At 71.1% G+C, this 13,048-nt stretch carries 10 protein-coding genes; 3 read left to right on the top strand and 7 right to left on the bottom strand.

What is annotated here, in order from left to right; genetic code table 11:
* Nucleotides 1–103 precede the first annotated feature (103 nt).
* Genes OTB19_RS16410 through OTB19_RS16390 form a run of 5 tightly spaced genes read right to left on the bottom strand, consistent with a single transcriptional unit; the run spans nucleotide 104 to nucleotide 5,947 of the window.
* The gene (locus OTB19_RS16410; RefSeq protein WP_267798979.1) at nucleotides 104–1,120 is read right to left on the bottom strand and encodes a LacI family DNA-binding transcriptional regulator; all 1,017 of its coding nucleotides are present in this window, start codon (nucleotides 1,118–1,120) and stop codon (nucleotides 104–106) included.
* Nucleotides 1,108–2,709 carry an alpha-amylase family glycosyl hydrolase gene (locus tag OTB19_RS16405; RefSeq protein WP_267798978.1) on the bottom strand — a complete coding sequence of 534 codons (1,602 nt, stop codon included), beginning with the start codon at nucleotides 2,707–2,709 and terminating at the stop codon, nucleotides 1,108–1,110. Before OTB19_RS16405 ends, OTB19_RS16410 begins: the two co-directional genes overlap by 13 nt.
* Nucleotides 2,710–2,758: 49 nt before the next feature.
* Nucleotides 2,759–3,631, bottom strand: coding sequence for a sugar ABC transporter permease (locus OTB19_RS16400; protein WP_266947254.1), 873 nt, complete (start codon nucleotides 3,629–3,631; stop codon nucleotides 2,759–2,761).
* Entirely contained in the window at nucleotides 3,628–4,665 is a 1,038-nt protein-coding gene (locus tag OTB19_RS16395; protein ID WP_267798977.1) for a carbohydrate ABC transporter permease, read from the bottom strand. Before OTB19_RS16395 ends, OTB19_RS16400 begins: the two co-directional genes overlap by 4 nt.
* A gap of 7 nt (nucleotides 4,666–4,672) precedes the next feature.
* Nucleotides 4,673–5,947, bottom strand: coding sequence for an extracellular solute-binding protein (locus tag OTB19_RS16390; protein WP_267798976.1), 1,275 nt, complete (start codon nucleotides 5,945–5,947; stop codon nucleotides 4,673–4,675).
* Between the two features lie 222 nt (nucleotides 5,948–6,169).
* Between OTB19_RS16390 and OTB19_RS16385 the strand changes: the two genes are divergently transcribed.
* The 3 genes from OTB19_RS16385 to OTB19_RS16375 all read left to right on the top strand — a co-directional run bounded on the left by OTB19_RS16385 (nucleotide 6,170) and on the right by OTB19_RS16375 (nucleotide 9,840).
* Nucleotides 6,170–7,801: a glycoside hydrolase family 13 protein gene (locus tag OTB19_RS16385; protein WP_267798975.1), complete on the top strand. Its 1,632-nt coding sequence runs from the start codon at nucleotides 6,170–6,172 to the stop codon at nucleotides 7,799–7,801.
* Nucleotides 7,802–7,826: 25 nt separating this feature from the next.
* The gene (locus tag OTB19_RS16380) at nucleotides 7,827–8,858 is read left to right on the top strand and encodes a LacI family DNA-binding transcriptional regulator (RefSeq protein WP_267798974.1); all 1,032 of its coding nucleotides are present in this window, start codon (nucleotides 7,827–7,829) and stop codon (nucleotides 8,856–8,858) included.
* Between the two features lie 94 nt (nucleotides 8,859–8,952).
* The gene (locus tag OTB19_RS16375; RefSeq protein ID WP_267798973.1) at nucleotides 8,953–9,840 is read left to right on the top strand and encodes a phosphatase PAP2 family protein; all 888 of its coding nucleotides are present in this window, start codon (nucleotides 8,953–8,955) and stop codon (nucleotides 9,838–9,840) included.
* A gap of 69 nt (nucleotides 9,841–9,909) precedes the next feature.
* Here the strand turns inward: OTB19_RS16375 and OTB19_RS16370 are convergent, their stop codons facing one another.
* Complete coding sequence (locus OTB19_RS16370; protein ID WP_267798972.1) at nucleotides 9,910–11,496, bottom strand: amidohydrolase; 1,587 nt, start codon at nucleotides 11,494–11,496, stop codon at nucleotides 9,910–9,912.
* The gene (locus OTB19_RS16365) at nucleotides 11,418–12,968 is read right to left on the bottom strand and encodes an APC family permease (RefSeq protein WP_267798971.1); all 1,551 of its coding nucleotides are present in this window, start codon (nucleotides 12,966–12,968) and stop codon (nucleotides 11,418–11,420) included. Before OTB19_RS16365 ends, OTB19_RS16370 begins: the two co-directional genes overlap by 79 nt.
* Nucleotides 12,969–13,048: the final 80 nt, after the last annotated feature.

Genomic DNA, 13,048 nt, shown 5'->3' with positions numbered 1-13,048 from the left:
CGGTGGGGCGGGGCGGGTTTCAGGGGGCGGGGCGGGGGTGCGGGTGGGCGGTGGCCGCACCCCCGACCCCGCCCCACCGAAACCCGGCCCCGACCCCGCCCCCTCAGTCCCCCGGCCCCTGGCCCGTCGAGCCTCTCACCACCAGTTCCGGTTGGAAGACGTACTCCGTGCGCTGGACCGGCGTTCCCGACACCGCTTCGAGCAGGGCGCCCACCGCGGCCGTCGCCATCGCGCGGACCGGTTGGCGGACCGTGGTCAGCGGGGGGTCCGTGAAGGCGATCAGCGGGGAGTCGTCGAAGCCGACGACCGACACGTCCTCCGGTACGCGCAGTCCCCGCTCTCGGGCCGCGCGGATGACACCGAGCGCCATCGGGTCGCTGCCGCACACGATGCCGGTGCATCCGCGGTCGAGCAGGGCTCCGCCCGCCGCGTGGCCGCCCTCGACGGTGAACAGGGTGCGCTGGATGAGCCCTTCGGCGGCGGCCGAGGGCAGGGCGGCGGTGAAGCCGGCCTCCTTGCGCGCCGACGGGACGTAGCGCGTCGGCCCGATGGCCAGGCCGATGCGGCGGTGCCCGAGGTCTTCCAGGTGCCGGACGGCCATGTCGGCGGCCGCCCGGTCGTCCGGGGAGATGAAGGGCGCGTTGACGTGCTCGTTGAATCCGTTGATCAGGACGAACGGCACGCCCCGGGCGGCGAGCCGTTGGTAGCGCGAGGGGTCGGTGGAGGAGTCCGCGTGCAGGCCGGACAGGAAGACGATGCCGGTGACCCCCCGCTCCTCCAGTTGCTCGACCAGCTCGTCCTCGGTGGCCCCGCCCGGCGTCTGGGTACAGAGCACCGGCGTGTACCCGTGCCCCGCCAGCGCCTGCTCTATGACCTGGGCGAACGCCGGGAAGATGGGGTTGGTGAGTTCCGGGATGAGCAGGCCCACGAGGCCGTTGCTGCGGCGTTTGAGCCGCACCGGGCGTTCGTAGCCCAGCAGGTCGAGCGCGGCCAGCACCTTGTGCCGGGTGCCGGCCGCGACGCCCGCTTTCCCGTTGAGGACGCGGCTGACGGTCGCCTCGCTGACCTGGGCCTGCGCGGCGATGTCCGTCAGCCTGAGGGGGTTGGTCACCCCTGCCACCACACCGCCGTGTCGCCGGGCAGTACGTCCGGGTCGGTCAGCTCGGCGCTGGCCAGCAGTGCCGTGCCGGGCAGCGGCATGCGTACGGGTTCCCCGGTGGTGTTGACCGTGCAGGTGAACGCGCCGCGACGGAAGGCCAGTACGCCTTCGGGGGCCTCCAGCCAGTGGACGGAGTCGCCCGCGCCCAGGTCGTCGCGCTCGCGGCGGATGCGCAGCGCGGCCCGGTACAGCTCCAGCGTGGAGTGCGGGTCGCCGGTCTGGGCCTCGACGCTCAGGCCGGCCCAGTCGGCGGGCTGCGGCAGCCAGCTACCGCCGCTGCCGAAGCCGTACGGGGCTTCCTCGCCCGACCACGGGATCGGTACGCGGCAGCCGTCGCGGAGTCCGTCCTGGCCGTTCTCCTTGAAGAAGGACGGGTCCTGGCGGACGGCGTCGGGGAGGTCGACGACCTCGGGCAGGCCGAGTTCCTCGCCCTGGTAGACGTACGCGGATCCGGGCAGCGCCAGCATCAGCAGCGCGGCGGCACGCGCCCGGGCCAGACCCCGCGCGCCGCCCCCGTACCGGGTCACGTGCCGCACCACGTCGTGATTCGAGAGCACCCACGTCGTCGGCGCACCCACGGGGCGCATGGCGTCGAGGGAGTCGTCGATGGCGGAGCGCAGCGCCTCGGCGTCCCAACCGGTGTTCAGGTAGTGGAAGTTGAAGGCCTGGTGGAGTTCGTCGGGGCGCAGGTACAGCGCGGTGCGGTCGGCGCTGGGGGTCCAGGCCTCGGCGACGCCGATGCGGTCGCCGGCGTACTCGTCGAGGACGGTGCGCCAGGAGCGGTAGATCTCGTGGACGCCGTCCTGGTCGAAGAAGGGGAGGACCTGGTTGCCGAGGAGCTTGAGTTGTTCGTCGCGGCCGAGGTCGGGCAGGCCGGGGGCCTTGACGAGGCCGTGGGCGACGTCGATGCGGAAGCCGTCGGCGCCGAGGTCGAGCCAGAATCGCAGGATGGAGCGGAACTCGTCCTGGACGGCGGGGTGTTCCCAGTTGAAGTCGGGCTGCTCGGGCGCGAAGAGGTGCAGGTACCACTCGCCGTCCTCGACGCGGGTCCAGGCGGGACCGCCGAAGATCGATTCCCAGTCGTTGGGCGGCCGGGAGCCGTCGGCGCCCTGGCCGGGCCGGAAGTGGAAGCGTTCGCGCAGGGGGGTTCCGGGGCCTTCGCGGAGTGCCTGCTTGAACCATTCGTGCTGGTCGGAGCAGTGGTTGGGGACGAGGTCCACGATGATGCGCAGGCCCAGGGCGTGGGCTTCGCGGATCACGGCGTCGGCGTCGTGCAGGGTGCCGAACATGGGGTCGATGGCCCGGTAGTCGGCGACGTCGTATCCGGCGTCGGCCTGCGGGGAGGCGTAGAAGGGGCTGAGCCAGACGGCGTCGACGCCCAGTTCCTTGAGGTAGGGCAGTCGGCTCCGGATGCCTTCGAGGTCCCCCATGCCGTCCCCGTTGGAGTCGGCGAAGCTGCGTGGATAGACCTGGTAGATCACCGCTTCTCTCCACCAGCCGGGCTGGGTACCGGTCGTGGTGGGGAGGGCGTCGGCGAGGTGCTGGGTCATGTCGTCCTTGAAGAGATCGGGCCGGTGATGCGGGAGCAGGCAGGGGTGGTCAGCCCTTGGTCGCGCCTGCGGTCATTCCGGCGACGAGGTGACGCTGGGCGAAGAGGAAGAAGACGGCGGCGGGGATGGCGATGAGGACCGAGGCGGCGGTCATCGCTCCCCAGTTGGAGGTGTACTGCGTGACGAAGGTCTGCAGTCCGCCGGCCAGGGTGAGGTTCTCGTCGCCGACCATGAAGGCGGAGGCGTAGGCGACTTCGCCCCAGGCGGTGATGAAGGCGTAGAAGCCGGTCACGGCGAGGCCGGGTTTGGCCAGGGGCAGGATGAGTCGCCAGAAGGTGCCGAAGGGGTTGAGTCCGTCGACGCGGCCGGATTCGTCGATCTCCACCGGGATGGTGTCGAAGAAGCCCTTCATCATCCAGGCGCAGAAGGGCACGGCGATGGTGAGGTACGTGATGATCAGGCCGACGGGCTGGTTGAGCAGGCCGAGCTGTCCCATGAGGTTGTAGAGCGGGACGATGAGGATGGCCATGGGGAACATCTGCGTGATGAGCAGGGTCCACATGAGCGGTTTCATGCCGGGGAACTTGAACCGGCTGACGGCGTAGCCGGTGGTGGCCGCGATGAACACGCCGAGGATCGTGGTGACGCCGGCGACGAGGACGGAGTTGGCGAACCAGGAGAAGAAGGAGGTCGACTCCACCAGGTAGCGGTAGTTGTCGAGGGTGGGTTCCTTCACGAAGTCGGTGCTGATGGCGTGCTTCGCGGGCTTGATGGAGGTCAGCAGGACCCACAGGACCGGGAACACGGCGATGACGGACGCGACGACCAGGGTGGCGTGCAGTCCGACGGAGGCGGTCGGGGAGCGGCGTCCCCGGCGGGGTCCGGCCGCCTGTTCCTTGTTCGTGGCGGTCGACACGGTCACCACACCTCTCCCTGCTTGCGCAGCGAGCGCCGGTAGACCAGCGCGAAGATCATGAGCAGGGCGAGGATGAGCACGCCCCAGGTGGCGGAGCCCGCGAAGTCGCGGGGGCTGGCCACGAAGGCCTGGCGGAAGGCCTGGGTCACCAGGATCTCGGTGGAGTCGCCGGGCCCGCCCCGCGTCAGCAGGAAGATCACCGGGAACATGTTGAAGGTCCAGATGGTGGAGAGCAGGATCACCGTCATGCTGACGGCGCGCAGGCCGGGCAGGGTGATGTGCCGGAACCGCTGCCAGGGGGTGGCGCCGTCCATCTCGGCGGCTTCGTAGAGTTCGCCGGGGATGGACTGGAGGCCGCCGAGGAGGGCGACCATCATGAAGGGGACGCCGAGCCAGACGTTGACGGTGATGACGGAGACCTTGGCCCACGTCGGGTCGTCGAGCCACGGGATGGCGGAGATGCCGCCGCCGTCGAGCAGCTTGTTGAGGATGCCGTTGTCGCGGTTGAAGAGGAACCGCCAGGCGAAGACGGACACGAAGCCGGGGACGGCCCAGGGCAGGATGAGTGCCATCCGGTAGGCGGCGCGGCCCTTGAAGTCGCGGTTGAGCATGGTGGCCAGGGCCAGTCCGAGCGCGAAGGTGATCGACACGCACAGGACGGTCCAGCTGACCGTCCACACCAGCCGTTGCAGGAACACCGGGTCGGTGAGGACGGCCGCGTAGTTGTCGAGGCCGACGAACTCGTAGGTGGCCTCGATGTGGTTGGCGCCGATCGTGCGGCCGACGTTGCGCTCGTCGGCGTCGGTCAGCGACAGGTAGACGCCGCGGACGAGGGGCCAGCCGATGATGACGCCGAGGACGAGCACCACGGGGGTGATCATCGTCCAGGCGTACCAGTGGGTGGCCAGCGCGCGCTTGAAGCCACCGCGATTCCCGCTGTCAGTCCTGCGGCTCCGGCCGCGGGCCGCGATGTCGTCGCTCTTGGCGCCGTCATCGTTGCCCGCGGCCTTCGCCACCGACTGGCTGGTGTGAGCAGCCATGGTCTTGTTACTTCCAGCCCTTCAGAATCTTGCGGAACTCGACGCCGGCCGCCTTGGCCGCGTCCTCGGGGCTTGCCGCCCCGGTGACCGCCTTGGTGTATTCGACCTTCAGCGGCTCGAAGAGGGAGCCGTTCTCCGGGATCCAGGCGCGCTCGACGGCCTTGTCGACGGCCGGCTTGAAGAACTGGACCATCTCGCTGCCCTTGACGTCCGGCTGCTCGTAGGCGGCCGTGCGGGTCGGGAGCAGGCTCAGGTCCTTGGCGGACTGGACCTGGACCTCCTGGGAGGTCATGTACTCCACGAAGGCGTGGGCGGCGGTGCGGTTCTTGGAGCCGGCGTAGACGGCGAGGTCGTGGCCGCCCTGCGGGGCGCCGGCCTTGACGGAGCCGGCCGGGACGGCGGCGACGCCGAGGTTGGCCTTGTCCTTGAACTGGTCGCCGGCGTAGCTGTCGGCGACGGCCCAGGGGCCGTTGATCATCATGGCGACCTCGCCCGACTTGAAGGCGGTCTGCATGTTGACCCAGCCGTCGGTGGCGTTGGTGATCGCCGCGCCGGAGGTGACCAGGTCGCGGGCGGTCTTGAAGGCCTTGACGCCCGCGGCGTTGTCGACGGTGACCGTCTTGGTCTTCGCGTCGACGAGGTCGCCGCCCTCGCCGTAGATCAGCGGGAGGAACCAGTAGGAGTCGTCGCCGCGCAGGTACAGGCCGGCCTTGCCGGTCTTCGCCTTGATGGCGGCGGAGGCGGTCTTCAGCTCCTCCAGCGTGGTGGGGGGCTTGACACCGGCGTCCGCGAGCATCTTCTTGTTGTAGAAGAGGCCGAGGGTGTCGATGACCTGCGGGACGGCGTAGGTCTTGCCCTCGTACTTGCCGCTGGCCGCGGCCTGCGGGAGGAACTCCGCGTCGACCTTCTTGGCGGTCTCGGCGGGTACCTCGTCGAGGTAGCCGAGGGAGGCGAAGTCGGCGACCCAGCCGACGTCGGCGCGGATCACGTCAGGGGCCTCGGAGCCGCTGGTGAAGGCGTTCTTGGCCTTGTTCTGCGCGTCGCCGTACGGGACGTTGACGTACTTGACGGTGACCTTGGGGTGCTTCGCGGTGAACGCCTGGGCGATCTTCTGGAAGCTGGCCTTCTCGGCGTCGTTCGAGGTGTCCCACCACGTCACCGTGCCGGTCAGCTCACCGCCGGCCTTGGTGTCGCCGTTGTCGTTCCCGCTGTCACCGCTGCAAGCCGTCGCCGCGAGCGCCAGGGCCGCGACCAGCGCGGTGGCCGCTATGCCACGCCGCATATGAACTCCTTCGATGATCCCGGCCGCTTCCTCGCGGTCCCGAGTTGCCAGGAACGTAACAAGACTGAAAGCCGACCGAAAGACCTTGCGGCAACTTTCTGCAAGCAATGGTGATCGTTACATCCGTGTGTCCGTACGGTTGCCGCAGCTTGCTGTTAGTTCGAGTCGGCTTCGAGTCGCCGGGCCCGCAACCAGGGGGTGTGTCGCCGCGTTGACCCCGACATGACCCATGAGCTGACCGCGCCCCGGCTTGCAAGCGCTTCCAGCAACACCGGCGCGAGCGGCGGCTGGTGGCGCGATGCCGTCATCTATCAGGTGTACGTGCGTTCCTTCGCCGACAGCGACGGCGACGGCGTCGGCGACCTGAACGGGGTGCGCGAGCGGCTCCCCCACCTGGCCCGGCTGGGGGTCGACGCCGTGTGGCTGACCCCCTTCTACGTCTCCCCGCAGGCGGACGGCGGTTACGACGTCGCCGACTACCGGGCCGTGGATCCGCTCTTCGGCGACCTGTCCGACGCGGCCGAGCTGCTGCGGGCCGCGCACGCCCAGGGGCTGCGGGTGATCGTGGACGTGGTGCCGAACCACACCTCCGAGGAGCACCCGTGGTTCCGGGCGGCCCTGGAGGATCCCGCCGCCCGGGAGCGGTACCACTTCCGTCCGGGGCGGGGCGTGGCCGGCGAGCTGCCGCCCAACGACTGGGAGTCGATCTTCGGGGGGCCCGCCTGGACCCGTGTCGAGGACGGGCAGTGGTACCTGCACCTGTTCGCGCCCGAGCAGCCCGACCTCGACTGGGACCATCCCGAGGTGGCGGCGGAGTTCGCGGACGTGCTGCGGTTCTGGTTGGACCTCGGTGTGGACGGGTTCCGGGTGGACGTGGCGCACGGCATGGTCAAGGCGCCCGGGCTGCCGGACATCGGCCGCGGTGCCCAGGCCACCCTGATCGGCACGGAGCCGCTCCCCTTCTTCGACCAGGACGGGGTGCACGCGATCCACCGTTCCTGGCGGCGGCTCCTCGACGCGCACGAGGGCCCGCGGCCGGGGCCCGCGATCGGGGTGGCGGAGGCCTGGGCCCCGACCTCGGAGCGGCTCGCGCTGTACGTGCGGCCCGACGAGCTGCACCAGGCGTTCAACTTCCGCTTCCTGAACTGTCCGTGGGACGCGGGCGCGATGCGCACCGTCATCGACGAGTCGCTGGCCGCGACGGCTTCCGTGGGTGCGCCGACGACGTGGGTGCTCTCGAATCACGACGTGGTGCGGCACGTGACCCGGTACGGGGGCGGCGCGCGGGGTCTGGCCCGGGCGCGTGCCGCCGCGCTGCTGATGCTGGCGCTGCCCGGATCCGCGTACGTCTACCAGGGCGAGGAACTCGGCCTGCCCGAGGTCGTCGACCTCCCCGACACCGTCCGCCAGGACCCCGCCTTCCACCGCGGCTCCGGGCAGGACGGGCTGCGTGACGGCTGCCGGATCCCGCTCCCCTGGTCCGGGGAGGCGCCTCCGTACGACTTCGGGCCGGGCGGCAGCTGGCTGCCGCAGCCCGCCGACTGGGCGGGGCTCAGCGTCGCCGCGCAGACCGGCGACCCGCATTCCACGCTGGAGCTGTACCGGGCGGCGCTGGAGCTGCGGCGCGCGTTGCCCGGGCTGGGCTCCCCGGACGCGGGGGGCCTGACGTGGCTGCCCGCTCCGGAGGGGGTGCTGCTGTTCACCCGCCCCGGCTTCGCCTGCACCCTCAACACCCGGCCCCAGGCGCTCCAACTCCCCTCGCCGGGGCGGCCGGTGCTCTCCAGCGCACCCGTGGAGACGGACGGTCGCAGTGTCCTGTTGCCCCCGGACTCGTGCACGTGGTGGGCATTGTGACGCGTGACCGGTACAGTCCAATCCCGTGACCGCACGGCTAGCCGACATCGCAGCCCAGGCGGGGGTCAGCGAAGCCACAGTCAGCCGCGTGCTCAACGGCAAGCCCGGTGTGGCCGCAGGCACCCGCGAATCCGTGCTGGCCGCGCTCGACGTGCTCGGCTACGAGCGGCCCGTGAAGCTGCGCCAGCGCAGCGCCGGACTCGTCGGTCTGATAACCCCCGAACTCGACAACCCGATCTTTCCGGCGCTGGCGCAGGTCATCGGGCAGGCGCTGACCCGGCAGGGGTACACCCCGGTGCTGGCCACGCAGACGCCCGGCGGGTCCACCGAGGACGAGCTGACGGAGATGCTGGTGGACCGCGGGGTCTCCGGGATCATCTTCGTGTCCGGTCTGCACGCCGACACCACGGCCGACATGGGGCGCTACGACCAGCTCCGCGGGCAGGGCGTTCCGTACGTCCTCATCAACGGCTTCTCCGACAAGGTCCAGGCTCCGTTCGTCTCCCCCGACGACCGGGCGGCGATGCAGCTCGCGGTGACCCATCTGACGGCGCTCGGTCACACGCGGATCGGCCTCGCGGTCGGACCGAAGCGGTTCGTGCCGGTGTTGCGCAAGATCGAGGGTTTCCGGCTCGGCATGAAGGAACGGCTCGGACTCGACGAGGCCGAGGTCGAGGAGTTGATCCAGCACTCCCTGTACACGCTGGAGGGCGGGCAGGCCGCGGCGACCGCGTTGATCGCGCGGGGCTGCACGGCGGTGGTGTGCGCGAGCGACATGATGGCGCTCGGTGCGATCCGGGCCGCGCGGCAGCAGGGCCTGAAGGTTCCGCAGGACGTGTCGGTGGTGGGCTTCGACGACTCCCCTCTCATAGCGTTCACGGATCCGCCGCTGACCACGATCAGGCAGCCGGTGCAGGCCATGGGGCAGGCGGCGGTCCGGACCCTGCTGGAGGAGATCGGCGGTACCCCGGCCCCGCACAGCGAGTTCGTCTTCCTCCCCGAGTTGGTGGTCCGCGGTTCGACCGCGTCCGGGCCCAGGCAGCGGCGTACGCCCTGAGGGGATCCCGTCATCCCCGGGGTTGAGCGGGCGGTCCCAAGACCGTCCCACGGGATGATCGAAGGCGAGAACGTATCTGGCAGACTCTTTCCCCATGGGTGAAGCGAGCGTGAAGACACTGGAAACCCGGACGGACGTCTCGTCACCCACCGTGACCGAGAATGAGGCCCGCCCGGCCTCCGAGCGTTCTCTTCTCACCCGGCTCCGCGCGCCCCGCCGGCCCCGGATCTGGTTCGAGGTCCTGCTGATCGCGATCAGCTACTGGACCTACTCGCTGATCCGCAACGCCGTCCCGGAGCAGAAGGCGGTCGCGCTGTCGAACGCCGACTGGATCTGGAGCGTCGAGCGCACCCTGGGCATCGCCGTGGAGCAGTCGATCAACCACGCCGTCAACTCGGTGACGTGGTTGATCGTCGGCATGAACTACTACTACGCGACGCTGCACTTCGTGGTGACCATCGGCGTGCTGGTGTGGATCTACCGCTTTCACCCGGGGCGGTACGCGGGCACCCGCATGGTGCTCTTCGCCACCACCGGCGTCGCCCTGGTCGGGTACTTCTTCTACCCGCTCGCGCCGCCCCGGTTGATGAACGGGCAGGACTTCATCGACACCGTGCTGGTCCACCACACCTGGGGTTCGATGGCCTCGGGCGACCTGAAGCACATGTCGAACCAGTACGCCGCCATGCCGTCGATGCACATAGGGTGGTCGCTCTGGTGCGGGCTGACGATCTTCGCGATCGCGTCCGCGCCCTGGGTCCGGATCCTGGGCCTGCTGTACCCGACGGCGACGCTGGTCGTCATCGTGGCCACCGCGAACCACTTCTGGCTCGACGCCGTGGGCGGCATGCTCTGCCTGGCCTTCGGGTACGCCGTCTCGCGTACCTGGTACGGATCGCTCCCGCACCGGCTGCCCCGCCACCCCCGGGCCGTGGATCGGCATCCGGTGGCGGCGGCGCTGGCGAACCGCTTCAGGCGCTGACCGTACTGCCGGCCGTCGCGCCGGCCGTACCGCCGACCCCCGCGCCGACCGTTCTCGCGCGTCCGTGCCTCATCGGCCCGCGCGGTGCGTGATCCGGCCGCCCGACATCGTGAGCCGGATCGGTGCCTCGGCCGCCTCGTTCGGCGCCGCGTCCACGGGGTCGAGGGTGAAGGCCGTGAGGTCCGCCCGGAAGCCGGCCGCGATGCGGCCCGCCACCTTCTCCTCGCCGGCCGCGAGCGCGGCGTGCGAGGTCATGCCCTCCAGTGCCATCAGCCCGGTGAGGGCGGCTCCCGTCGAGGCCGCGCCGAGGGGGCTGCGGGCGGTCATCAGGACCTGGCGGGCGTCGTGGTGGGCGATGGGCCAGTCCGAGCCGAGGGCGAGCACCGCCCCGGCGTCGCGCAGGTCGCGGCAGCGCCAGGCGCGGTCCGCGCGGGCGTCCCCGAGTCGTTTGGACCACTCGTCGCTGTGGTCGGCCCGGGTGTACGCGGTGTGCGGCGGCTGCATCGAGGCGATCACCCCGAGTTCCGCGAACCGCTTCAGCTGGTCGTCGGGGACGGTCTCGATGTGCTCGATCCGGTGCCGTGCCCGGGCCTGCGGGCCCAGGTCCGCCACCGTGTCCAGGACGTGTCGGACGGCGGCGTCCCCGATGGCGTGGGTGGCGGTGCCGACGCCGGCGGCGTCGAGGGTGTGTACCGCGCGGGAGTATGCGCGGGGGTCGGGCCAGAAGGCGTCCGTGCCCTGGCCGTGGCAGTCGGCGTGCTCCAGCCAGGCCGTTCCGCCCTCGACGGTGCCGTCCATGAAGAACTTCACGCCGCCGACCTGCCAGTGGCGGCCGCGCAGGAGTTGGAGTTCGACGAGTTCCTCCAGTTCGTCGGGGCCGGCGCCCGGCATGCACCAGGGGGACAGCCGCAGGCGCAGCGGCAGGTCGCCCTCGTACTCGACGGTGGAGAGCAGGGCCGGTACGTCCCCGTCACCGAGGTCCATCACGTGGGCGCCGGTGAGTCCGCCGGCGGCCATCTCGGCGAGGAGGGCGAGGAGACGGCCGCGGCGTTCGGCGGAGGAGGGCTTGGGGACGAGGGCGCCGACGAGGTCCATCGCGGCGTGTTCGACGAGGTGGCCGGTGGGTCGGCCCTGTGCGTCGCAGACGATCTCGGAGCGCTGGGCGAAGGTGCGGGGCCCGGTGACGCCGGCGGCCCGCAGGGCCGCTTCGGAGGCGAGGGCGGAGTGTCCGTCGTACAGGCGCAGGAAGGCGGGGGCGCCGGCCAGGGCGTCCTCGACGAGGGAGCGGTCGACGGGGCGGCCGCCGAAGGCGTTGTGGTCGAGGCCGTGGCCGACGATCCAGCCTCCGGGGCCGCGGTCGGCGGCGCGCAGGGCGGCGCGGAGCTGGTCGAGGTCCCGGACGGCGGAGAGGTCGGTCCCGGTGGCCATCTCGATGCCCCAGACGGGGTGGCTGTGGGAGTCGGTGAGGCCGGGGGTGAGGGTGGCGCCGCCGAGGTCGATCACCTCGGTGGCGGGTCCGCGCCAGTCCCGTACGTCGCTCTCGTCGCCGACGGCGAGGATCTCGCCGTCGCGGACGGCTACCGCGCGGGCCTCGGGGCGGTCGGGGTCGAGGGTGCGGACGCGGGCTCCGGTGAGGACGGTGTCGGCAACGGGCACGGCTCTTCTCCTTCGGGGTGTGCGCGGGTGGCGGGTTCTTCGGCGAAGCGGGCGTAGATCTCGGGGCGGCGCGTCTTCAGGCGCCGGGCGAGGCCGAGTCCGCCGAGGAAGACGGCGGGTACGACGGCCACGAGGATCGTGTTGACGGTGGGCGAGGCCATGGTGAACAGGGCGACCTTGGAGGCGACCAGGCAGATCGCGGCGGTGAGCAGGACGGCCGCGACAACGGGCGCGATCAGGGTCCGCCAGGGGCCCTCGGCGTGGGCGACGCGGCGGAAGTAGACGGGTATGGCGATGGCGGCCAGCAGCATCAATGCCATGAGGCCGATCATGCCGGGGGTGTTCACCCAGAGCAGCAACTGTTGGTACGGGTCGGCGCCGGCGAGGGCGAATCCGAGGACGATCACCGCGCCGAGGACGGTCTGGGCGACGCCGGCGACGTACGGGGAGCCGTGTCGGGGGTGGATCCTGCCGAGGGCGGCGGGCAGGACGCCTTCCTCGGCGAGGGCGAGGCCGTAGCGGTTGATGGCGTTGTGGAAGGCGAGGAGGGAGGCGATGACGCTGGTGACGATGAAGACGTGCATCAGATCGGTCGCCCACGGTCCGACGTAGGTGTCGATGGCGGCGAAGAAGAGGCCGCCGGGGTCGTCGGCGGCGGCCTGGACGACGGCGTCGGCGCCGAAGGCCTGGATGACGGTCCAGACGATGAAGGCGTAGAAGAGGCCGAGGAAGGCGACGGCGATGTAGGTGGCGCGCGGGATGGTCCGGTCGGGGTCGCGGGCCTCGCGGCGGTAGATGACGGTGGACTCGAAGCCCGTGAAGGCGGCGAAGGCGAAGGCCAGGACGGCTGCGGTGCCGGGGACGAGGACCGCGCCGGGGGCGAAGGAGCCGGCGGACAGTCCGTGGGCGCCGCCCTTGAGGAGGACTCCGGCGGCGAGCAGGACGAGTATGCCGGTCTCGGCGACGAGCAGGACGCCGAGCAGTTTGGCGCCGAAGTCGATGGAGCGGAAGCCGCCGTACCAGATGAGCACGAGGCCGGCGAGGGAGACGGGCAGCCAGGGGACGTCCAGACCCCAGAGGGCGTGGGCGGTGTCGGCGGTGGTGGTGCCGAGGAGGCCGTAGACGCCGATCTCCATGCCGTTGTAGCCGACGAGGGCGAGCAGGGCGGCGCCGATGCCGACGTGTGTGCCGAGGCCGCGGGTGATGTACGCGTAGAAGGCGCCGCCGCTGCGGACGTGGCGGCTCATGGTGGTGAAGCCGACGGCGAAGACGGCGAGGGTGAGCCCGGCGAGGAGGTATCCGGCGGGGGCGCCGATGCCGCCGAGCAGGATGGCGACGGGTGCGACGCCGGCCATGACGGTCAGCGGGGCGGCGGCCGACACGACGAAGAAGGAGATGTCGGCGGTGCCGAGGGTGGCGCGACGCGGGGCCGGGGTGGTTCCGGCGGCAGGCGGTTGCGGCGTTGGGGGCATGCGGAGGCACCCTTCTGCGAACGACGGGCGACGGTGAAGCGAAACCTAAAGGCTTTCGGTTTGCGGCAATGTAGCCTCCC

The organism is Streptomyces sp. H27-H5 (genome assembly GCF_026627505.1).
Lineage (GTDB): Bacteria > Actinomycetota > Actinomycetes > Streptomycetales > Streptomycetaceae > Streptomyces.
This window is presented reverse-complemented; position numbering and strand designations above follow the sequence as displayed.

Bases quoted from the DNA above. Each gene is read 5' to 3' on its own strand.
- OTB19_RS16395 (WP_267798977.1), bottom strand. From the start codon at position 4,665: ATGGCTGCTCACACCAGCCAGTCGGTGGCGAAGGCCGCGGGCAACGAT.
- OTB19_RS16385 (WP_267798975.1), top strand. From the start codon at position 6,170: ATGACCCATGAGCTGACCGCGCCCCGGCTTGCAAGCGCTTCCAGCAAC.
- OTB19_RS16390 (WP_267798976.1), bottom strand. From the start codon at position 5,947: ATGCGGCGTGGCATAGCGGCCACCGCGCTGGTCGCGGCCCTGGCGCTC.
- OTB19_RS16365 (WP_267798971.1), bottom strand. From the start codon at position 12,968: ATGCCCCCAACGCCGCAACCGCCTGCCGCCGGAACCACCCCGGCCCCG.
- OTB19_RS16405 (WP_267798978.1), bottom strand. From the start codon at position 2,709: ATGACCCAGCACCTCGCCGACGCCCTCCCCACCACGACCGGTACCCAG.
- OTB19_RS16375 (WP_267798973.1), top strand. From the start codon at position 8,953: ATGGGTGAAGCGAGCGTGAAGACACTGGAAACCCGGACGGACGTCTCG.